The sequence below is a fragment of the Chordicoccus furentiruminis genome (assembly GCF_019355395.1).
Classification (GTDB): domain Bacteria; phylum Bacillota; class Clostridia; order Lachnospirales; family Lachnospiraceae; genus Chordicoccus; species Chordicoccus furentiruminis.
The window spans coordinates 2,193,597-2,216,034 of record NZ_CP048829.1 but is presented as its reverse complement, the minus strand read 5'-3'; the positions used below and the strand labels follow the sequence as shown (position 1 = coordinate 2,216,034).

18 protein-coding genes and 1 riboswitch are annotated in these 22,438 nt (G+C 54.5%); of the genes, 5 read left to right on the top strand and 13 right to left on the bottom strand.

Annotated features, from left to right (window positions below):
- Positions 1–89 precede the first annotated feature (89 nt).
- The 8 genes from G4C92_RS10090 to gcvT form a co-directional block, all read right to left on the bottom strand.
- Positions 90–1,130 carry a BMP family protein gene (locus G4C92_RS10090; RefSeq protein ID WP_274939726.1) on the bottom strand — a complete coding sequence of 347 codons (1,041 nt, stop codon included), beginning with the start codon at positions 1,128–1,130 and terminating at the stop codon, positions 90–92.
- Between the two features lie 46 nt (positions 1,131–1,176).
- The gene (locus G4C92_RS10085) at positions 1,177–1,332 is read right to left on the bottom strand and encodes a hypothetical protein (RefSeq protein WP_274939725.1); all 156 of its coding nucleotides are present in this window, start codon (positions 1,330–1,332) and stop codon (positions 1,177–1,179) included.
- A 124-nt stretch (positions 1,333–1,456) separates the two neighbouring features.
- The gene (locus tag G4C92_RS10080) at positions 1,457–2,917 is read right to left on the bottom strand and encodes a dihydrolipoyl dehydrogenase family protein (protein WP_274939724.1); all 1,461 of its coding nucleotides are present in this window, start codon (positions 2,915–2,917) and stop codon (positions 1,457–1,459) included.
- A 139-nt stretch (positions 2,918–3,056) separates the two neighbouring features.
- Positions 3,057–4,052 (bottom strand): lipoate--protein ligase, encoded by a 996-nt coding sequence (locus G4C92_RS10075; RefSeq protein ID WP_274939723.1) that lies wholly within the window; start codon positions 4,050–4,052, stop codon positions 3,057–3,059.
- A gap of 141 nt (positions 4,053–4,193) precedes the next feature.
- Positions 4,194–5,633: an aminomethyl-transferring glycine dehydrogenase subunit GcvPB gene (gene gcvPB / locus G4C92_RS10070; RefSeq protein ID WP_274939722.1), complete on the bottom strand. Its 1,440-nt coding sequence runs from the start codon at positions 5,631–5,633 to the stop codon at positions 4,194–4,196.
- Positions 5,630–6,949 (bottom strand): aminomethyl-transferring glycine dehydrogenase subunit GcvPA, encoded by a 1,320-nt coding sequence (gene gcvPA, locus G4C92_RS10065; RefSeq protein WP_274939721.1) that lies wholly within the window; start codon positions 6,947–6,949, stop codon positions 5,630–5,632. Before gcvPA ends, gcvPB begins: the two co-directional genes overlap by 4 nt.
- A 33-nt stretch (positions 6,950–6,982) precedes the next feature.
- On the bottom strand, positions 6,983–7,372 hold the full coding sequence (gene gcvH, locus G4C92_RS10060) for a glycine cleavage system protein GcvH (protein ID WP_274939720.1): 390 nt from the start codon (positions 7,370–7,372) through the stop codon (positions 6,983–6,985).
- Positions 7,373–7,483: 111 nt separating this feature from the next.
- Positions 7,484–8,575 carry a glycine cleavage system aminomethyltransferase GcvT gene (gene gcvT / locus G4C92_RS10055; RefSeq protein WP_274939719.1) on the bottom strand — a complete coding sequence of 364 codons (1,092 nt, stop codon included), beginning with the start codon at positions 8,573–8,575 and terminating at the stop codon, positions 7,484–7,486.
- 243 nt (positions 8,576–8,818) lie between these two features.
- Positions 8,819–8,914, bottom strand: a riboswitch (glycine riboswitch).
- Positions 8,915–9,074: 160 nt separating this feature from the next.
- On the opposite strand from gcvT, the gene G4C92_RS10050 reads away from it, so the two are divergent.
- Positions 9,075–9,341: a hypothetical protein gene (locus G4C92_RS10050; RefSeq protein ID WP_274939718.1), complete on the top strand. Its 267-nt coding sequence runs from the start codon at positions 9,075–9,077 to the stop codon at positions 9,339–9,341.
- Between the two features lie 218 nt (positions 9,342–9,559).
- On the opposite strand, the gene G4C92_RS10045 is transcribed toward G4C92_RS10050, so the two are convergent.
- Positions 9,560–10,279: a glycosyltransferase family 2 protein gene (locus tag G4C92_RS10045; protein ID WP_274939717.1), complete on the bottom strand. Its 720-nt coding sequence runs from the start codon at positions 10,277–10,279 to the stop codon at positions 9,560–9,562.
- A gap of 313 nt (positions 10,280–10,592) precedes the next feature.
- Between G4C92_RS10045 and G4C92_RS10040 the strand changes: the two genes are divergently transcribed.
- Positions 10,593–11,852 carry an IS110 family RNA-guided transposase gene (locus G4C92_RS10040; RefSeq protein WP_274939340.1) on the top strand — a complete coding sequence of 420 codons (1,260 nt, stop codon included), beginning with the start codon at positions 10,593–10,595 and terminating at the stop codon, positions 11,850–11,852.
- A gap of 115 nt (positions 11,853–11,967) precedes the next feature.
- Here the strand turns inward: G4C92_RS10040 and G4C92_RS10035 are convergent, their stop codons facing one another.
- A complete protein-coding gene (locus G4C92_RS10035) occupies positions 11,968–13,458 on the bottom strand; it encodes a hypothetical protein (protein ID WP_274939716.1) in 1,491 nt (496 codons plus the stop codon).
- Between the two features lie 224 nt (positions 13,459–13,682).
- On the opposite strand from G4C92_RS10035, the gene G4C92_RS10030 reads away from it, so the two are divergent.
- Positions 13,683–15,296, top strand: a complete 1,614-nt coding sequence (locus G4C92_RS10030) for a mannitol dehydrogenase family protein (protein WP_274939715.1) — start codon at positions 13,683–13,685, stop codon at positions 15,294–15,296.
- 6 nt (positions 15,297–15,302) lie between these two features.
- On the opposite strand, the gene G4C92_RS10025 is transcribed toward G4C92_RS10030, so the two are convergent.
- Positions 15,303–15,959 carry a glycosyltransferase family 2 protein gene (locus tag G4C92_RS10025; protein ID WP_274939714.1) on the bottom strand — a complete coding sequence of 219 codons (657 nt, stop codon included), beginning with the start codon at positions 15,957–15,959 and terminating at the stop codon, positions 15,303–15,305.
- A gap of 200 nt (positions 15,960–16,159) precedes the next feature.
- Between G4C92_RS10025 and G4C92_RS10020 the strand changes: the two genes are divergently transcribed.
- Positions 16,160–17,314, top strand: a complete 1,155-nt coding sequence (locus G4C92_RS10020) for an ATP-binding protein (RefSeq protein ID WP_274939713.1) — start codon at positions 16,160–16,162, stop codon at positions 17,312–17,314.
- Positions 17,315–17,342: 28 nt separating this feature from the next.
- Here the strand turns inward: G4C92_RS10020 and G4C92_RS10015 are convergent, their stop codons facing one another.
- Entirely contained in the window at positions 17,343–18,317 is a 975-nt protein-coding gene (locus G4C92_RS10015; protein ID WP_274939712.1) for a tRNA-dihydrouridine synthase family protein, read from the bottom strand.
- Between the two features lie 292 nt (positions 18,318–18,609).
- Here G4C92_RS10015 and G4C92_RS10010 point away from each other — a divergent pair, with 292 nt between their 5' ends.
- Entirely contained in the window at positions 18,610–19,125 is a 516-nt protein-coding gene (locus G4C92_RS10010) for a hypothetical protein (protein WP_274939711.1), read from the top strand.
- Positions 19,126–19,214: 89 nt separating this feature from the next.
- On the opposite strand, the gene G4C92_RS10005 is transcribed toward G4C92_RS10010, so the two are convergent.
- Positions 19,215–22,424: a type I restriction endonuclease subunit R gene (locus tag G4C92_RS10005; RefSeq protein WP_274939710.1), complete on the bottom strand. Its 3,210-nt coding sequence runs from the start codon at positions 22,422–22,424 to the stop codon at positions 19,215–19,217.
- Positions 22,425–22,438: the final 14 nt, after the last annotated feature.

Below are 22,438 nucleotides of genomic sequence, written 5' to 3'. Positions count from 1 at the left end.
CCTTCCTGATTCCGCATCAATACCGGATCGTCACAGCCGAAAAGGAGGGGCCGTGCCGACGCACCGCCCCTCCCCTTCCGGCGATCCGGTCATGAAGCGGCGGATTCCGCTCCGGAGACCGTGTCCCCGAAATACTGTGTGAAGTCGATCTTGCCGTCCGTGATATCCTTCACGGCCTGATCGACCGCCGCCTTGCACTCATCCGAGCACTGATCCGTGTAGTCGACCGCGAAGACGCCTTCCTTCACGCCGATCTGGGTCTCGCCGGTCCATGCGCCGCTGATCACGTTCTTCACGATCGTCGGATAGACGTTCGCCCAGTCCATCGCCACCGAGCCGTACACACAGTCGGACTCGTCATTCTTGTTGGAAGAGAAGCCGATGAACTTCGCGCCCTTCTCCTCGGCCGCCTGGATCGCGCCGGACGTCCCCTCGTTGGAGTAGCAGAAGACCGTGTCCGCTCCGTTGTCGATCATCGAGGAAGTGAGGTCCTTCGTCGCGGATACATCCGTCCAGGAATTGACGAAGGAACGGGTCGCCTTCGCGCCGCTGATGCCGCGGTCGCCGGCGATCTTCGTCGCCATCGCTTCATATGTATCCAGCAGCTTGACCATCGGCTCGTTGGATTCGCCGCCCATCGTCGCGAACTGGCCGTTCGTCGTCGCGTAGCCGGCCATGATGCCCGCCAGATAAGAACCCTCGTATTCCTTCGGGAAGACCGGGCACTGATTGTCGGATTCCGCCGCCTGGCCGTTGATGACGCAGAACAGAGAGTCCGGATAATCCGGGGCGACCGTCGTCGCCGCCTCGTCGAACTGGCTGCCGGCTGCCATGATCAGATCATAGCCCTTCTCCCCGTACTCCACGAAAGTCGACTCGTATTCCTCCGCCGGAACGGACTCGACCACATCGATCTTCACGCCCAGTTCCTTCTCGGCGGCTTCCGCGCCTGCGTTGTTTGTCGCGTTCCAGCCCTGGTCATCGATGCTGCCGGGGAGGATCAGACAGATCTTCTTCCCGCTCAGATCCACATCCGGCGCCTCGGCCGCCGACGAATCCGCCATCGCCGCCACCGACGTCATCGACATCGTCATCATCGCGCTCAGCCCGATTGCGATCAGCTTCTTCATTGATTCATTCCTCCTTCTTGTCTGTCCGGACATCCATCCGTCCTGATCATTTTTTCACTTTATCATGATAAAGGCTTCGGGCAGAATCGTCAATCCATTTATCTGACAGATTGTTCTGCATCATCACATTGTTTTTGTATTTTGCCTTTTTGTCCGCTTCTTCTGTCATAAACAAACAAAGCGTGCCGGATTGTTCTTTCATCAGAGCAATCCGGCCGTCTTCTTATTCCGTCCGGCGCGGCAGACCGGCAGAAGGCAAAAACGGTGCGGACCGGATCCGCCGGACAGTCACCGTGACGCCGCGGAGAAGGCGGCGCGGCCGGCGCTCAGCTCCGCGCCGCCTCCGTGACCGCCTCGCAGAAGGTGGGATGAGGACGGATCACGCGTCCCAGATCTCCGGCCGTAAGGCCGTTCACCACCGCGTCCGCCAGCTCACCCGCAATGTCCGCCGCCCGCCCGCAGAAGAGCTGTGCGCCCAGCAGCCGGCCGTCCTCCCCGGCGCACACCAGCCGGATAAAGCCTCGTTCCCCGCCCGAAAGGACCGTGCGTCCGTTGGCGGTCATCACATATTTTTTTGTCACCGTCCTGATGCCCTGTTCCTTCGCCTGAGCCGCCGTCAGCCCCACGGAAGCGATCTCCGGACTTGTATAGACGCAGGAAGGAACCACCGATGTATCAATGAGACTCCTCTTCAGCTCCTCTTCGGTCCGGAGCGCGCTTTCCGGCAGGCTGTCCGCATCCGCCGCGCCTTCCTCCCGGTTTCCGCCTGCCGCCCGCTCCCGGTCAAGCACCCATCGCATATGAGCCGCCGCGTTCCGGCCTTCCGCCGCCGCCGCGTGGGCGAGCATGACGCCGCCGGTGACATCGCCGCAGGCATACAGCGACGGCACGCTGGTCCGCCCGTATTCATCGGTGAGAATCCGTCCGCGCTCCGCCGCCGGTCTCTCCGTGTGTTCCCCGAAGAGTCCTTCTGTGTACGGCCTGCGCCCCACTGCGATGAGCACCCGGTCGGCGCCCTGCTCGCTCCGGATTCCCTTTTCCTCGTACAATACGGTCAGCCCCTCCTCCGTCCGGCGAATCTCCTCCACCCGCGCAGAAGTCAGCACGCGGACGCCGCGCTTCTTCAGCTGCATCTTAAGACTCTGGGAGAGCTCGCTGTCCATGTTCGAAAGAACGCGCGGCAGCGCCTCCATCACCGTCACCTCCGCTCCCAGACGGCTGTAGAGCGACGCGAATTCCACTCCGATCACTCCGCCGCCGATGATCACAAGCCTCCGGCAGGGCTCCGTCTGCTCCAGCAGCCCGTCGCTTGTCACCACACCCGGAAGATCCGCCCCCGGAATCGGCGGGACGAAGGCCCGGGAACCGGTGGCGATCAGGATAAAACGGGCTTCGATCTCCTCATCACCCACGCGGACCGTATGCGGTCCCTCGATCACTCCGACGCCTGTCAGCACAGTCACTTTCTTCTGTTTCGCGGTCGCCGCGATCCCGTCCCGAAGTGCAAGGACCACGTCGTCCTTCCGTTCCTTCATCGCCTTCAGGTCGTATGTGACCGCGTTCGCGTGAATCCCGAACCGATCCGCTCTTTTCATCTCATCGTAAAGATCGGCCGCGTGCAGCAGTGATTTTGTCGGAATACAGCCGTGGTTGAGGCACGTTCCGCCGAGCGCTTCTTTTTCAATCAGGGCAACGGTCATCCCGAGGCGCGAGGCCTCAAATGCTGCTTCATAACCACCAGGCCCTGCGCCGATCACGACCAGATCAAATCTTTCTCTTTCACTCATTTGAACGGAATCCTCCTTGTCCTCCCGGCACATCGTTCTGCATCCTTCTCATATCCAGGCATCAGAAATCCGGACTTGTTTCAGATTCTTCCGAAACGCCTCCCTTACTTCGCACTCCATCGCAGTGCCCGTTCTTGCCTTAGGAGCAAAGCACTTCCGAAAGAGCAATCAGGTCATCCCGCATCCCGGGCGCCCCCTGAAGTTCCGGGACATACCGAAGCGTCTCCGCTATCTCCGCCGGGTCATACCGGCACCCAGTCAGCGCTTCCTGCGCCGCCAAAATTTTCTCCTGCTCCATCGCATCCGACCAGATCCGGCACGCTTCAATCCTGCCCCCGTTTACCTTCACGGCGAGGTCTGCATTTCCCCAGGAGAAGCGCCACTTGAGCTCATTGGTGAACGGGATCCGGCGGCCATATATCCAATCCCAGGACGAAAACCGCTCTGTCCACTCCGTCACCTCCCGGCTGTCCGCGTCCGCTTCCGTCACTGTCTCCACCGGCAAACCGTACACCTCGCCGAACGATTCGCGGAGCTTCTCCGAAAGTGACGGCACCGTGATCCCAGGGCAGAGTTCCACAAGGTTCACGACACGCGCGCGGACGGACGCAACGCCCTTCGAGCGCAGCTTGTCCTCCGGGACGTTGAGGTACCGGGTCATCTGGTCTGTGTCGACGCTCAGCATGATCGTCCCGTGGTGATAGCAGAAATCACCGCTTTCGAAAAATGCATTCCCCGAAAGTTTCCGCCCGTCGACCGTGATATCGTTGCGCCCGGTCTTCTCCGCGTGAATGTCCAGTTTCCGGACCGCCCGGAGAATCACCTCGAGCTGCCGCGGAAGGTCGTAATCCGCCTTCCGGACACAGAAAGTGAAATTGAGGTTCCCGAGATCATGAAAGACCGCGCCGCCACCCGAGAGACGGCGGACCAGAAATCCTCCGTCGCGCGTAAGCGCGTCGACCCGGCACTCCTTCCAGGCGTTCTGATTCCGCCCGATCACGACCGTCTTCCGGTTCTGCCAGAGGTAGAGAATGCACTCGCCCTCTTCCGTGTGCATGGTCAGGTACCGCTCGAGCGCCAGGTTGTGACGCGGGTCCGTATTCTTCGTCTCAATCATCGCAAGTTCTGTGACCATAGTCCGCTCCCTTCCTGTCCATCGCACTGAATGCTTTGCGCTGTCCTGCCCATTTCGGAAACCATCCTATCCCTCCGAAAGAGCTGCAGTCCCTGTCTTTTCCTCCGATCGATGACAAGCCGGCAGCCCATGGGGTGTGTTTCAGCCTTCTCCGAAATTATACCGGATCACCGGCGTCCGGGCCGCCTTCACCTCGTCAAGCCGCCGGACCGGCGTGTGATACGGCATCCTGTGCATCTTCTCCGGATCGCGGTACGCCTCATCGTGGATCCGGATCAGCACGTCGACGGCTGCGTCCAGCGTCTCCTTCGTCTCGCTCTCGGTCGGTTCCACCATCAGTGCCTCATGTACAATCAACGGGAAATACATGGTCGGCGGATGGATCCCCTCATCAAGAAGTGCCTTCGCCACATCGAGTGCGCTGACACCGATCTCGTGTTTCATCTTCTCGAGCGTCATCACGAATTCGTGCATGCAGATCGTGTCATACGCCATCGGATAATAATCTTTAAGCTTGGCCATCATATAGTTGGCATCGAGTACCGCGCTCTCTGCGGTATGCGCCACGCCCTCCCTTCCGAGGGACAGGATGTAGGCGTATGCCTTCACGACGACAAGGAAGTTGCCCCGCTGCGAGCGGACGTCCCCGACGCTCTCAGCGCCTCTAACCTCAGTAAAGGTTCCTTCCGGCAACTCCTCCGTCCTTGTTCCCGGGAGGAACGGAGCAAGGAACGCCTTGCATCCGCTCGGCCCGCTGCCCGGACCTCCGCCGCCGTGCGGCGTGGCGAACGTCTTATGAAGATTAAGGTGCACGACGTCGAAGCCCATGTCGCCCGGGCGGGCGATACCCATGATCGCATTCAGATTCGCCCCGTCGTAGTAGCAGAGGCCGCCCGCGTCATGCACAATCTTCGTGATATCCAGAATATGCGGATCAAAAAGGCCGACCGTGTTCGGGTTTGTGAGCATAAGACCCGCGGTGTCCTCCCCGACAGCCGCTCTTAAAGCATCGAGATCGACGCAGCCGTGCTCATCCGATGCGATGCTCACGACCTCAAACCCTGCCATCGCCGCGCTCGCCGGGTTCGTCCCGTGCGCAGAGTCCGGCACGATGATCTTCGTCCGCTTCGTGTCCCCGCGGGAGGTATGATAAGCCTTGATCAGCAGCATCCCCGTGAATTCTCCGTGAGCACCTGCCGCAGGCTGAAGCGAAAACGAATCCACACCTGTGATCTCGCAGAGCGCATGCTCAGTCTCATGGATCAGCTCAAGACTGCCCTGCACTGTCTCCCCCGGCTGCTGCGGATGAATATCCTTGAATCCCGTAAGAGACGCCACAGCCTCATCGATCGCCGGGTTGTATTTCATCGTGCAGGAACCGAGCGGATAGAAACCGTCGTTCACGCCGTAGGCCTCACGCGCCAGCTCCGTGTAGTGCCGGTCGACCTCGATCTCCGGCAGCTCCGGCAGCCGGAGAGGCTTTCCGCGCTCCGGACTGTCCGGCAGAACCTCCGGTACGTCCAGCGCGGGAAGATAGGCTGTGCCCCGTCCTGACCTGCTTCGCTCAAATACCAGCTTCATGATCCGAACACCTCCTTTGCGACAGACGCGGTCAGATCCATCTCGTCCTTTGTATTCATCTCGGTCGCGCACCATAAGATTCTTCTATCCGATAATGGCAGACCTCCGAGAATATCTTTCTCCTCAAGCGCCCGGAGAAGTTTTCCAGCATCCGGGCAGTCCGTCACAAACTCATGGAAGAACGGCTTATCATAGACGGGTTTCACGCCTGCTTCCGCGAGCACGCCTTGAAGATAATGCGCCTTCGAACTGCACTGGACGGCTGCCTCGCGAAGTCCTTCCGGTCCCATCGCAGCCAGATAAGCTGAAATCTTCAGCGCACAGAACGCTTCATTCGAGCAGATATTGGAACTCGCCTTCTCCCGGCGGATATGCTGCTCACGGGCCTGAAGTGTGAGCACGTAGCCCCGCTTTCCGTCGACATCCGTCGTCTCGCCGACGATCCGGCCCGGCAGATGACGCATCATCTTCGCCGTCGTCGCCATAAACCCGACATACGGGCCGCCGAACCCGAGCGGAAGGCCAAGCGGCTGACCTTCGCCCACGGCCACGTCCACTCCGGCTTCTCCCGGCGTCTCGAGCACGGCCATCGCGATCGGGTTCATGCTGAGCACGATCTTTGCCTTTGCCGCATGCACCGCATCCGCAATCGCGCGGACCTCCTCGATATTTCCGTAATAATCGGGTGACTGCAGGAGAAGACAGGCCACGTCCGGCGTCAGTGCCTTTATCAGTGCATCCTGATCGAGCACGCCGTCCTTCTCCGGAATCACCTCCACCTGAGCACCCGATCCGAAACTGTACGTCTTCACGACCGAGAGTACCTTCGGGTCCACCGTCGCGGCCGCCAGGATCTTCGTGCGCCTCCGGTCACGGCACATCGCGCAGCCTTCTGCGGCAGCGGTCGCACCGTCGTAGACGCACGCGTTGGACGCGTCCATGCCGGTCAGCTCACAGATATCAGTCTGGTACTCAAAAATCGCCTGCAGCACGCCCTGGCTGATCTCCGCCTGGTACGGCGTATACGCGGTCCGAAGCGATTCCTCCTGGTCCGTTACTTGATCAACGATCGCCGGAATATAGTGGCGGTATGCCCCCGCCCCGCGGAAAATCGTCGGAAAGATGTGGTTCCGCGCGGCAAGACCTCCAAGCACACGCCGCACCTCCAGTTCGCTCTTCCCCTCCGGAAGATCGAGTGTTTTTTTAAGGCGCGCCTCGTCCGGAATGTCCCGGTAGAGGTCAGACATCTTCTCAAGGCCACAAGTCTTCAGCATCTCCTGCTGCTCTTCTTTTGTGACCGGCACATAGTCTCCCATCGCAATCCTCCTTTCACAGAGTTTCCGGGAAATTCAGTCCGCCTTTTCCTGCTCTTCCTTCACAAACGCTGCGTACTCCTCTGCCGAAAGCAGCTCCTCGGTATCGGTGATGTCCTTCACCCGGATGAACCAGGCGCCGTACGGATCCTCATTCATCTTCTGAGGCTCGTCCGCCAGCTCCTCATGCACCGCACTCACACTTCCCGTCACCGGCGAGATCACGTCGGAGACCGCCTTGACCGACTCAACGTCCGCAAATGCCTCGCCCTTCGTCACGTCATCACCTTCCTCCGGCAGATTGACGAAGACAAGGTCCCCGAGCGCGTCCTGCGCGTAGTCCGTGATACCGATCACTGCCTCACCGTCTTCCGTCTTCACCCACTCATGCGTTCTCGTGTACTTCAGCTCTTCCGGAATGTTCATGTGCGTTCCTCCTCTTTTTGAAAATGCATCTTCCCCGCCGTGCGGAGAAGAAGTACCACTCGTTCCCCGCCCCTTCAAAACTCACAGCAGCGGTTACTATCAGGCTTACCCTCAACCATTCTTCTTGTAGAACGGCAGCTTCACGACCTCCGCCGCGACGCGTCTTCCTCTGACGTCCACCTCGACCTGCATCCCCGGCTCCTGGAACGCGATATCGACAATCGCCATCGCGCAGGGATACCCGACGTACGGTCCCATCGTGCCGGATGTCGTCTCGCCGATCTGCCGTCCATCGGCCCAGACGCCCTGGTGCTCACGGGCGATGCCGCGTCCCGTGACTTTAAGTCCCACACGCCGCTCTGTCGGCTTCCCTGCCTTCTCAAGCGCCACCTTTCCGATAAACGATGGCTTCTCCATCTTAACGAACATCCCAAGGCCAGCCACAAGCGGAGAGATACTGTCCGAAAGTTCATGCCCGTAGAGAGGCATGCCGGCTTCCAGACGAAGCGTGTCGCGGGCACCGAGTCCGCACGGGATCAGCCCGTCGTCCTTTCCCGTCTCAAGAAGAAGATTCCAGAGATCAACTGCGTGGTCAGAGGCAATGTAGAACTCAAACCCGTCTGATCCTGTGTAGCCTGTGCGCGAAATCACACAGCTGTATGGCCCGACCGGACGGTCCCGGAGAGCTGTGTAGTACTTCTTCGGGATGTTCTCCTCCGCGGTCAGCCGCTTCAGAATCGTCTCTGCCTTCGGCCCCTGCAAGGCGAGCTGCGCCACGGAGGATGAAATATCCTGCATCGTGCAGTTTCCGAAACGGTGCACTGTCATCCACTCGAAATCCTTGTCCTTGTTGGCCGCGTTGACGACGACAAAATAGTGGCCCGGCCCGAACTTGTACACGATGAGATCGTCCACCGTGCCGCCATTCTCGTTGCACATCGGGCTGTAACGTACCTGGCCGACATCCATCTCCGTATAATCATTCGTCAAAAGCTCGTTCAGGTTCGCCACCGCGTCCGGGCCGTCCACAAGAATTTCCCCCATATGGGAGACATCGAAGAGCCCGCAGTCCTCACGCACAGCCATATGCTCCCGGATCACGCCCGTCCTGTACTGAACCGGCATACAGTAGCCGCCGAATTCCACCATCTTCCCGCCCGCTGCCACATGCGCGTCATAAAGCGGCGTCTTCTTCAGTTCCATAACCTTCCTCCTTTCCTTTTCGAGACCCACACGCCACGCCATTCGTGCAAGCCCGGAACGAGAATCCTGCTGCCAGACGCAGCTTACCCGAATAAAACGACAGGGACATGCAGCCCGCCAGCCCGATCCAATTGGGCTGGCAGCTGCATGTCCCTGTCTCTTTGCCTGAAAGATTCCGTGCCTTCCGGACTTGTGTCACCCTGTCCGCACGTTACTTCGTCGGCGCTTCCGCTTTCCAGGGTGCGTCAGGATACGGTTCGTCTGCCTGAGAGTTTCTGGCCCCTTCGGCGCCCGGCCTCATGAAATAAAGTCCCGCCGGGTCTCTCCCATATCCGTCATCCGCGATTCCATAGAATTGTACTTTCAACTGTACACTCAGATTAGCACCGGTCGAACGTGTTGTCAATTGATCCGCCTCAAGGGATTCTTTTCGGTTCAGCAGCGTAAACAAAGCGAAAGACTCGCCTGCCGTGCTAAGATAAAATCTGATATTTCTGCCATGCAGAAGGATGAGGCGACAGCTCGCCTTTCCATCGTCTGTCACTTTGATGATATGATAAAAATGCATAAAGCGGATCTTCATCGCCGGCGCATCGAGAACGCCCGCCGAATTGGTCCAGTCCGTGCTCTTCAGTTTTCCGGAGAAGATTCAGATCGATTTTTCGGTATGCGCGGGTCATCATTCTTTATACCTCCTCTTTTACTATATCACTACAGTGATAATCATCGATTCATTTCTATGAGCTTTCTGAATGATCCGCTATAATGCAGTCAGGAAAAAGCACAAAAAAGCACCCGACATAGTAAGACGAGTGCAGAAAAGTCCCCAGCATCATAACGGGCTTCATCGTGTTCATTTTGGGAAATACACGCGGATCTCTGTGTCGTGCTGGCCGCGATTCACCGGGATGGGTGCGGGGGCGGGTGCATTTCATAAAAAGCATATCTTCCCCCGGAAACCACGGGGGGAAGAATGTGATCGCATCAAGCGCCCATCTCTTCCCGGAAATTTCTGAAATCCTTCAGGGCCCGGCGTCCGATCTTCACGATTTTCTTCACGTTGATCGAATTGACGCCGCCCTGGCGGGGCCTGAAGGAGATCGGAATAAAGCGGATCTTCCTGTGGTAATAGTTCCCGAACGTCGTCAGCATGACATTGGGGAGATTATAATCAGCCGGCATTTTCTGAATGTATTCTTCGACATAATCTCTTGTCATCAGTCGGAACGGTGCATTTGAATCCGGTATGGTCACCTTGAAGTAATGCTTCAGAAGCCGGCAGAGCGTTTTCTCGACGAACGCCCTCTGCTGCCCGTCACCACGCACCGTGCGGTTCCCGAACTGTGCGTCATACTCATACCGTTTATCCCAGAATGCCTCAAATTCGTCCGGATTGGTCTGGCCGTCCGAATCGGTCTGAAAGATAAAATCGGCTCCTTTTTCAACCGCATAGCGGTAGCCGAACAGCACGGCCGGGCCATGACCGCCGTTTTTCTTTGTAAGTGGCTGAAGCATAGGCCTGTCCTTGGCGAGTTTCAGAAGTATCTCATAGGTATCATCTTTGCTCCCGTCATTCACGACAACAAGTCTTGACGCCCCGCCCCCGTCATGCTGTTCCACGACGGGGTACCAGTCTTTTACCAGATTCTCAATATTTGCAGCCTCGTTATAGGCCGGAACCACGATATAAAGCTGATCAACCATATCTATTTTCCGCCTTTCTGGCGAAAGGCACCGATGGGGTCATGAAAATCGAGGTGCTTTCGCTCTTTCTACTATTCTCAATTCCTGATATCTTTTTCTTGCAGGGTCGGCACACTACAGAGCACGTGGAGGTGAGTGGCGGGGCGGTATAGCGGCCTACCTCGCATATCTATATGTTGCCGGTCATCCTTAAGGCATCAATGAATGGCGCATCTCGTAGCCCGTAAACTTATCTCTTCCGAAGTTGTCTCGATTTCGCCGGATGACCAGTCACCGCCGCTCCTGCAACTACAAAATATCAGGAGGTGTTTTATTGGCTTTTAAAATCTTTCGTTTTAACTGCTGTGGCCTTGATGTCCACAAGACCTGGATCTTTGCCTGCATTGGACTCACGGATGCAAACGGCCGGACAGAATATAAGGAAAAGATGTTTTCCTCTTTCTCCAGAGGTCTGCGGGATCTCGCCGCATGGCTCGCCTCTTACAACTGTACCGATGTATGCATGGAATCTGCCGGCAAGTACTGGATCCCGGTATTCAATGTCCTTGAAAAGACATGCAACGTGATACTTGCTCACCCTAAGTACACCAAACCACAAAAAGGGAATAAGACCGACCGTAAGGACGCGAAGTGGATATGCGATCTGTTCATGTGCGACATGATCAAGCCTTCCTTTATCCCACCCGCCGAGATTCGTCATCTTCGGGATTTAGTGCGGTACCGGTTCAAACTCACCAACATGCTGACAGGTGAGAAGAACCGTGCACAGAATTGTCTGACTGTATCAAACCTCAAACTTGACGATGTCTTCAGCGACGTGTTCGGGAAGTCTTCCAGATCGATTACGGAATACATCCTCGCCCATCCCGGTGAAACCTTTGATGTCACTCCTTTTGTGGATAGAAGATGCAAGACCCCAATTGAAGAAATCCAAGCCGCTGTTGACGGCGCTGTCTCTCCAGAACAGGCTATAAAGCTTCGTCAGTGTCTGGACCACATCGATGAGTTGGAAAAGCACAAGGCAGAAATGGAACGGGAAATCCTTCGCGTTTCTGATCCGTACCTTGACGCTCTCGAACTGATCCGCACTGTCCCCGGTTTCGACAAAAACCCTTTTACGGCGATTCAGATTCTCTCTGAGATTGGCGGCGACATGTCTGTGTTCCCGACAGACAAACATCTTGTTTCCTGGGCAGGATGCTGTCCCCGTAACGATCAAAGCAATTTCAAGATCAAATCCACTCGGATTTCCCGTGCTGGTTCCTATCTTAAACCAGTTTTGGTGCAAGTTGCAAATGCTTTGATCAAATCGAAGAAACATCCGGAGATCACAGAACGTTACCGCCGTATCAAATCCCACCGCGGGCACAAGAAAGCCATCATCGCTGTCTGCCGTATGCTCCTGACCGCTATCTGGCACATACTGACAGATCTGAAGCCGTATACAGCTGAAGGGTATCTTGCTCCGCGGCCTGTGAAGACAGAAAAGATTCTCACTACTTCGCAGGCACTTAATCTGCTGAAGCTCAGAGGCTACGTCATCAAAGACGATCTGCCCGTCACTGCTTCCTGATTAGGTCGTGTCTATATTTGCTTTTCAAAGACCCCTTGAGGGTTTGTTTGCTATGCCCTCTTTACGATATCTAACCGCCTACCTCTTTTTTCAAACTTGCTCTTCCTTCTTTCTCTCATTGGAGCGCATAGATAGCCGCCCCGGGCGTGCCCTGATTGGTCGTTCTCCCGATTTCAACGTACCCGTTATCCCTCAGGAATGCATCACATTTTTCTCTATGAGATGGGCCGACGTTGTTCGGGTAAACAATCACTTTTGGCTTGTTCTCATTCATCTTGTTCCAGAAATCAGCTGCCTTTTCCTTGTCGATGGAGAGAACCGGCGCTTGATACGAATATTCATTTGATGCGAACCGGTCTGACAGATTGTAGATGATATCCCAGTTTCCAAATACCATGATGCGGTCGTTCTCAGATGTATTTCCATCCACAATACCCGCCGTCTCTTTCACACTGATCGACATCTGATCCGAATTGCCATGCTTTCTTGCGGACATGACCTGTACCGCACTATCAAATGCCCCGAGCCAGAACGGGGCGGCAAAGATGCAGATCAGGTACAGCATGAAGAAGTCTGCCAGTGTTCTGTTCCGGCTCTCATACAGAATCCCTGTCATCCTCACAAATGGATAGACAAAAGCCGGGATCAGAATCATGCCGTAATGCTCATAAGACTGACCGGACATACTGATCATCAGCATATTCACAACAAGATAAAGCGTATATGTGATATCAAAGATTTTTCGTTTTCTGTAAGAAACATACAGCATCCCGATTCCCGTGAAAAGAACAATGCTCCGGTTCGCGAAATAGGTAAAAGAATCGACCTTATGACCGGTAGATGCCCATTTCGAATCAGATGTATACTTCCCGTTGAAAACAAGATAATCCTGAACAAATGCTTTTAACACACCATTTGCACCAAGCCAGATGACGATCGGCAGGATCACCAGCAGGGCGCCTGTGATAAACCATAAGAGAAATCCTCCCAGGTCCCTGTATCTCTTTTCGATGATGCACTGGACCAGAACCACAATGCACATCACAATCCAAAGAGCACACATATTGGCCCGAAGCATCAGAACTGCCGCGAAGGAAGCGCCGCAGATCACAAGACGGATCTTCGAAATACGGTGATTGACAAAATAATCAATAAATATATAGATCCCTGCCGCGATAAAGGGCATCGCATATTCTTCCGTGAGATTTCCGCCCTTATAAAATGTTCCGAGAAGGCACGAAGAGGTCAGAAGAATCAGGAGCGACCAGATCCTCGATACAAAAAGCCGGGCAATCCGATACATAATAAAGAACGTCGAAAAGAGCGTCACCACTTCAATGACCCAGATCCCTTTCCAATCGGAAATCAGAAGACCGACGACATTGATCAGATAGATAAGCGGTCCTTTATGGTCAAAAGCATCCCGATAGGGCATTCCGCCGTTTAAAATCACTCTTGCGACATATGAAAAAACGCTGGAATCGGAAGTATTATCTCTCACCACCCAGAAATTACAGGAGGCATACGTCGAGAAGCCAAGTGCAAGAATTCCTATGATAAAAATTTCAAGAATCGGCCAGAAAACCTTTTTCTTCTCATCGGTCATAAATCAAGCTCCCCTCATACAATACAAACAGACCCTGCTATTATACCACGAAACACCGGGATGGCCGGAACAAACAAGCTGAGAGAACACAAAAGAACGCACCCGTGGTAAGATGGATTGAGAGAAGCGCCGCAGCATCATAACAGGCTTCATCGTGGTCATTTCGGGAAATGCAGACCAGACCGGGAACACCTTATCAACATGATGGAAATGGAGGGAATGACATGATCCTGTCAGATGAAGGTTTAAAAGACAAGGCACAATGGGAAAAAGCCGGCATCGTCCTGCCGTCCTATAATGTCCGGGGCGTGACAGAGAAGGCCATCCGCGCGCCCAGATGGGTGCATTTCGGCATCGGCAACATCTTCCGGATCTTCATCGGAGGCATTGCGGATGACCTGATCGAGAGAGGCCTTCTGGACCGGGGCCTCACCTGCGTGGAGACGTTCGACTACGAGATCGTCGACAAAATCTACAGGCCGTTCGACAACCTGGGCCTGAGTGTGATCTTAAACGGAGACGGGACCCGCGATGTCCGCGTGATCGCATCCCTCGCTGAAGCGGTCAAAGCAGACTGCCATGATGCGGTCCAGTGGAATCGCCTGAAGGAGGTTTTCTCAAGCCCCGACCTTCAGATCGTCTCCTTCACGATCACGGAGAAAGGATACGCGCTGAAAAAGTCAGATGGCACCTATTTTCCATTCATTCAGAACGACATCGAAAACGGTCCGGAAAAGGCAACCAGTGCGGTCGCGATTGTGACCTCTATGCTCTACACCCGCTTCCAGAACGGAAAGAAACCGCTTGCGCTCGTCTCGATGGACAACTGCTCCCAGAATGGAAAGAAACTGAGAGATGCCGTCCTCACGATGGTCGATGAGTGGCAGAAGAAGGGATTCGTCGGAGACGATTTCGTATCCTACGTGCAGGATGAACAGACAGTTGCATTTCCATGGACGATGATCGACAAAATCACACCGCGCCCGAGCGAGGCAATCGCGGATGATCTTGAGAAAATGGGTGTCGAAAACATGCAGCCTGTCATCACGTCAAAGAAGACTTTCATCGCGCCATTCGCAAATGCCGAGAAGCCGCAGTACCTGGTGATCGAGGACCACTTCCCGAACGGACGGCCGGCTCTTGAAGAAGGCCAGGGAGTCTATCTGACGGACCGGAAGACTGTCAACCTCGCGGAGCGGATGAAAGTCACGGCCTGCCTCAATCCAGTGCATTCCGCGCTCGGTCCGATCGGCGTGGTGCTCGGTGAGCCGCTGTTCGCGCATATGCTGAATCACAATCCGGACGCGATGAAGATGGCGCAGATGGTGGAGGCAGAAGGCATCGCGATGGTCGAGGACCCGAAGATCCTCTCACCGAAAGCATTTGCAGACGAACTGTTCCGCGACCGCTTCGTAAATGAATATCTGGGCGACACCAACCTCCGTCTGTCTGTCGACGTCTCGCAGATGGTCGGGATCCGTTTCGGCGAGACGATCAAGGCCTATGTCGCGAAATATGGCAGCGCCGAAAAACTGACCGCCATCCCGCTCGGCATCGCCGGCTGGCTCCGCTATCTGCTCGCAGTCGACGATAACGGCAGCCGCTTCGAGCTCGCGCCCGATCCAATGAACGAGGAGCTGACAGACGCCCTCATGGGGATCGTGGTCGGAAAATCGGAGACGTTCACGGACCAGCTCCGTCCGATCCTTTCCAACGAGCGTATTTTCTTCATCGATCTCTACAAAGCCGGGGTCGGTGACAAGGTGGAAGCGATGTTTCGGGAAATGCTCGCGGGGCCCGGAGCCGTGCGGGATACGATTCACCGGTACGTGGGGTAATCCTTATCAGACGCCCATCTCTTCCCGGAATTTTCTGAAGTCCCTCAGGGCCTGCCGTCCGATCTTCACGATTTTCTTCACGTTGATCGAATTGACACCGCCCTGGCGGGGCCTGAATGAAATCGGGGCAAAATGGATCTTCCTGTGGTAAAAGGCCCCGAACGTCGTCAGCATGACATTGGGTAAATTATAATCGGCTGGCATTTTCTGAATATACTCATCGACATAATCTCTTGTCATCAGCCGGAAGGGTGCATTGGAGTCCGGGATCTCAACCTTGAAATAATGCTTCAGAATGCGGCAGAGGGTCTTCTCGACAAACGCCCTCTGCTGCCCGTCGCCACGGACAGTGCGGTTTCCGAACTGGGCGTCATATTCATTCCTGTGGTTCCAGAATTCCTCGAATTCGTCCGGATTGGTCTGGCCATCCGAATCGGTCTGAAAGATAAAATCCGCTCCATGCCGGACAGCATAGCGATAGCCGAAAAGTACCGCCGAACCATGCCCGCCGTTCTTCTTTGTCAGCGGCTTAAGCAAAGGTCTTTCCTCAGCAAGTTTCAGGAGCATCTCGCAGGTATCATCCTTGCTCCCGTCATTTACGACAACAAGCCTTGACTCTCCATTCCCGTCGTGACGCTCCACGATGGGATACCAGTCTTTCACAAGATTCTCAATTCTCCGCGTTGTATTCGGAACAAGAAAACCTGAGGAAATGCCGCCTGTCCGTATGAGCCCGATGATGAAGCGAAAACAGTCAAAATCTCTATTGGTTTTTATGAAAATCATAAAATGCAGTTTATGATTTTCATAAACCGTGATATGGTATTTTCATAAAACGACCAATTGTGAAGGGACATATCGTCATGATCAGCAGAGCGATCCAGGCAGAATTAAGCAAATCCATCCGACAGTTTCCGGTTGTGACCGTGACGGGAACAAGACAGTGCGGCAAAACGACTCTTCTGAAGCATGCCCTGCCGGAATACCGTTATGTTTCACTGGAAGACCCGGATATCCGTGAACTGGCTATGGAAGACCCGAGGGCTTTCCTTTCAGAATATGATGATCATGTGATCATTGATGAGGCGCAGCGGGTTCCGGAACTTTTCTCTTATATTCAGACAAAGATTGATGCACGGGATGAAACAGGGCAATACATTCTCTCCGGTTCCCACAATTTTCTGCTGATGGAATCCATTTCGCAAAGCCTTGCAGGAAGATGTGCGGTTCTGAAAATGGCACCTTTTTCCATTGGCGAACTGAAGGATGCCGGCATTCTTCCGGAATCTGTCTGGAATCAGATGTTGGTCGGAGGATATCCCCGGCTGTATGACAAGAAAATCGATCCGACGGATTACTTTCCCAGCTATGTAATGACTTATATCGAGAGAGATGTCCGATCCGTAAGACGGATCGCAGACAATGCGCAGTTTTCACTGTTTGTCCGCTTATGTGCATCCAGGGTCGGACAGGTGCTGAACATGACCTCTCTGGCAAATGAGGCAGGCATCACCATTCCGACTGCGAATGCATGGCTCTCTATTCTGGAGCAGAGTTATGTCATCTATCGGCTTCATCCCTATTACCGAAATTATTCAAAGAGGCTGATCAAATCACCTAAACTGTACTTTTATGATACAGGTCTGCTCTGCTATTTTCTTGGAATCGAGACGGAAGAACAGCTGAAGAAAAGCGACCAGGCGTGGGCCGTTTTTGAAGATATGGTTGTTACGGAATATATGAAGCAGCAATATATTCTGGGAAGGGAGCCGGCCGCCTGGTTCTGGCGTGATACAAACCAGAACGAGGTGGATCTCCTGACAGAACGCGGGACGGATCTCAACGCATATGAAATCAAACTTTCGGAGACGATGAACCGGAGATTTCTGAAAGGGCTGGATAACTTTGCGGACCTGTCGGGGATACCGGCCTCTCATCTGACCTGCCTTTACCGTGGAAAGGATTATGCGACATCCGCGGGAACATTTGCCAATTATCGGGATTATCGCTTTCCGTGAGCCAGGTGCCAGGCACTCCCCCGTTATCTTATGCCTCTTGAATACATTCCATGAGTATCTCCGATGCCGCCACGTACTCCGCCATATTCCGCGATTTTTTCAGTGCCTTATAATGCTTCCTGATCCGGGATGGCAGCGTGCCGTCCTCATCTTCAAGAGGTCTGACCCAGAATCCCCACAGCTCTTTCATCCTGGCGAGGATTCCTCCATCGTCGGCGGGTGCATTTCTATAAAGACGCAGGATCCGGTCTTGGAAGTGTTTCATCCTGCTGCCCTCTTCCGCGATCCCAAGGATGGATTCCGCCAGGGCAGGATTCATCACCAGCCCCCTGCCAATCATGATGGCGGACGTTTCGGGGAACCTCGTCATGATCGCTTCTGCATCGGAAGACTTCAGAATGTCGCCATTATACACGACCGAATTAGTCGAAAATGCAGCCGCCTCCCCATAGCTTTCGAGATCAGGCGATCCCTTATACCCCTGATTTCCAAGTCTGGGATGGACCGTGACTTCTGACAACGGATACTGATTGTAGACCTGGATCAGCTGAGGCATCAGATTTTCTTCCATGCCGATTCTGGTCTTGACGGAAATCGATATCTTCCCGTCAAGTCTCAGAAAAATACCGTCAAGAAGCCTGTCAACTTCTTCCGGATCACGTAGTATACCTGCTCCTCTGCCTCGACTGGTCACGGTCGGGGACGGGCATCCGAAATTCAGGTTCACTTCGGGATAGCCGGCCATTTCCAGCCCTCGGACTGCATTTGCCAGAAAATCCGGATTTTTCCCCATCAGCTGCGGCACGAGCCTGCCCTCACGGATGTCAAATTCCGGGTTCCCATCCGCAGAAAGGTCGTATTTCTCTGACCGGCTGAGACCCTTCGCTTCAGTCACATTGATAAAGGGTGCATAATATTTGTTTACGCCCTTAAAGATTGCGGCGTGAGCGTTGCGGAAAGGGCTTGTGGTGATCCCCTCCATCGGGGCAAAATAGATCTTCATTGTCGCACGTTCCTTACGTATCGGGTGCCAGGCGCTCCGCGTTCAGCCGGAGCCATAAAATAACTATAGCGCAGTTTATGTATTCCATAAACTGTAGGATGATACACCTAAGACCGGCACTCCTCACTCACGCCCGGGACAAGCTAGCAGTATCTGTCGGTCTCGTTCGCTTCACCCCAAAACTCGGATGGATCGTGCTATCAGGTTTCACAAACTCCCCTCTTCACCTGTGATATGATAAGTGCAAACGTTACTGTTTCCGGATGACTTTCGCCAAGAGAGGAGGCCATTTATGGAGAGTTGCTTAAATGCACTTGGAAGCGCGATCGTAACTGCAGACGCACATGCCAGACTCGATGAGAACGTCAAGCAACTTCTGGCCAACAAACCAATCCTCGCCTGGATTCTGAAGTATGGCGTGGAGGAGTACCGAAAGAAGGACAACGAAGGCGGTAAGGCAGTGAATCCAGGATCGGATCTTCATCGTATGCTGTCGACCCTGTTGTCAGGAGATCTGGAACCGAAGAAAAAGCTGGCAGCGCTGCAGGACCATTTCGGAATTCCGGTGACGAATAAGATGGAAGCGGAGGTGGAACGCATGTGTAACTATAGTGCGATGATTGAGGAGAAGGGAATAGCAAAAGGAATAGCTCAGGGAATCAGCGAAGGCGTTGCGGATAATCGCAAGGAGACTGCTCTCCGCATGATCCAAAAAGGTGTTCTTTCCGATGCGGAGATCGCGGAGTATACGGGAATGACGGAGACCGAGGTGAAGCAGCTGCGGGAAAGTAAGATGGCGTCGCTGTAAAACCGATCTTGCAAAAATGCCGAGGGCTCAGGGCATGGTGGCTCAGGAGCCCTCATTTTCAATGCTCCGAATGTCAGAACTCCCTGCCCTTATTCGTCCTCATCCGGGTCCGGAATATCGCACCCGTCGGACAGAATGAAGTCCGTCAGAAGCTTGTCGACACGGTTGCTGACCATGAACGGAGGCAGTTTCTTTCCGTCTATTTTTGAGAAATACACCTGCGCCTTTTCACGGACAACTGAATTCTTCAGGTCATCAAACCGCCCGTATTCGTTCAGTTGCTCCTTCGTCACATGCGCTTTCATGATGTCTGTAAGCTTCTTCTCGGAAAGGCCCAGATACTTCACCAGCCGGTTCACCTGCTCATGACGGGCGCTTTTCGCATACTGCACGATATAATCCCTGAACGTCATGCCCGGCACAAGATGTGCGTCTCCACTCTGCACATCATGAAGGAACAGATTGGCGTACTTCTGGTCCTCCTGCGAGAGGAATGCGAATGATTTATGAAGTTCCGCCAGTGTATTTTCCAGGTCCTTCGGATCCACATTCGGATCATTCAGCTGCTTCTTCCACTTCTCGAAACGTGAATTCATATAATCGTTGTCGATCACGCCGGTGTTCTGCTCGGTCAGATAAGGATCGATCGGGAACGTGATATCAACCGGCCCGTCCTTCCCTCCGCCATCAGTTCGAAGCTCCTTGTACCGCTGCAGCAGAATCCGATACTTCTCTTCAGTCGGAATCAGACTGACCGGCGGTGTGTCGTGCTCATCCTCCGGGTCGCTTCTGGCATCATATACCCGCTTATCCCAGCTGAATCCCTGAAGTTTTGCCGCCTGCAGATAAGTGGAAAATGCACGGAACAGCTTCGCGAATCGGGCTTTGGACGGCACGTCCGCCGGCAGACGATCGAGATCCGGAACGCCGGCGCCCTTGAAAACGTCGATCATATCCAGGAACGTCTCGTTCATATGACGTACATTTTCCGGGAGATGATCGGCAAAAAGCCCCTGCGGACGGTCCCCCGAGTAGAGCCGGACCGCATCCTCGATATTACGCTTCATCGTATGCGGCATCCGGAAGTACCGGATGATGCCGAACGGTTTCTCGTTGATATTGAAGAGGCGGTTTGTCCTGGAGAACGCCTGGATCAGGTTCTGGTACACGAGCACCTTGTCGAGATACAGCGTATTGACCCACTTCGAGTCAAAACCTGTGAGCATCTGATTGACAACAATCAGAAGAGCCAGCTGTGCCTCCGGCTGCACCCGTTCATACGGCCGCTTATGCGCAAGCCGCGCCGCAACATCTTTCTTGAAAAATGCATACCGCCCGATATCAAAATTCTGGCCAAACGTCTCGTTGTAGTCATTCAGCATATCCTTAAGGCCATCGTCCTTCAGAATCGATCTTTCCCCGCCCTGATTGTCGATCGTCGGATCAAAGAGCCCCGTCACTTTCATCGCCGGGTATTTTGTGCGAAAGAGACGATAGTACCGGATCGCCTCCGGGATACTGGAGGTCGCGAAAATCGCATGGAACTGGCCATTCCGGCTGAGCGTCAGCCAGTTTTCCATGATGTTGTCCACAACAGCGCTCTGGTATTCGTCCGTCTGCCAGGCTTCCGATCCGATATAGTCCTCAATTCCCTTCTGGTACCTGCCATCCTCCTTCTTCTGCCCGGCCATCGGAACTTCTGACTGCGACATAAAATGATAATACTTCCGGCTCATCACGGGATCATGAATCGCCTCTTCCTCTGATGCGGCGCCAGACTCCTTAAGTGCCACCATCTTCCGAAGATCCCGGTCCTTGTAGACCAGTACCATCGTCGGATCAAATCCCAGCACGTTCCGGTCGCGAATGCCGTCCGCGATGCTGTAACGGTGCAGTTCATTTCCGAAAATGTCCGCAGTCGTGCTCAGTGCCTGCTGATTTTCCAAGAAAACCGGTGTTCCGGTGAAACCGAAGAAGAGGGCATTCGGGAACGTGGCCTTGATCGTCGAGAGCATTTCTCCGAAAGTTGAGCGGTGGCACTCATCGATGATGAAGACGAGACGCTTGCTCTGCATCTCCTCCAGGTCCTTCGCACGCATTTTCACTGCAGCATCTTCCTTGATGTTACTCATCTTCTGGATCGAAGAGACAATCAGCGTATTCTTCGGGTCCCCGCTCTTCAGTTTGGTGATCAGTGTGATCGTATCCTCCGTGGCCTGAACATCATCTTCATTGTCCGCAAACGCACGGTATTCCTTCAGCGACTGCGTGCCGAGTTCGATCCGGTCCATCAGAAAGACCACTTTGTCCGCGCATCTGGATTTCGCGATCAGCTGCGCCGACTTGAAGGACGTCATCGTCTTGCCGGATCCCGTCGTATGCCAGACATACCCGCCGAGCTGCTTCCCTTCCGTCCAATCATTCTTCGCGACACGGTCAGAGATCGCGCTGGCTGCATAGTACTGATAGCTCCGCATCACTTTCAGAATACCGTCCGAATCGTCCGCAATCATGTAATTGCCGATCATGCGGTGCGCCATCGGGATGGAGAGCAACTTCTCCGCCACTTCTTTCCAGTCATTGATCGGATCGTTGTTCACATCGGCCCAGTGGAAGCAGAAGTCACGGTTGACCCGGGCACCGCTGCCCGGATTGGCAAAATAGACCGTCTCCTCCGGGTTCATCGCCACAAAGAACTGGACAAGTGCAAAAAGCCCGGTGAAAACCCGCTCGTGCAAATATTTTTCGATCTGATTGACCGCCTCTTCCGCCGGGACACCCGATCGCTTCAGCTCGATATGGATGAGCGGCATGCCGTTGATCAGCAGCATCACGTCGCCCCGGCGATCCTGCAGAATCTTATCCTTTCGAGAAAAGACCGGCTGCTCCGCGATCTGATAGCGGCTCCTTCCCGCCGCGATCTCGCTGGGGCTGAAGATAAAGAGGCTGACTTCCTTTCCGTAGTGAAGCGTATCGGCCGGATTCTTCCTCTTGATCGCCACTGTTCCGCCATCAATCCACGCATGGAGCGCATTGGGTGTCTCACTCCGCCTGATCTGCTCGATCAGTTCGTCCATCTCCTCCTTGGTCAGCGGGCAGTCATTGAGCCGGTCGATGCTGTTGTTGTTCTCATAGATGATCTTCGCCCAGTTGTCGATCAGGTCCTGCTCCGTCGGGTGGCTTAAGATCGTCTGATCCGAATGAATCTGCCGGTCCTGCCCCGTGTACTCCCATCCGTACCGCTGCAGAGCTTCGATCAGTGCGTGCTCAAAATCTGCTTCTTTCGAAAAGTGGTCCATAATCATGCTCCCCA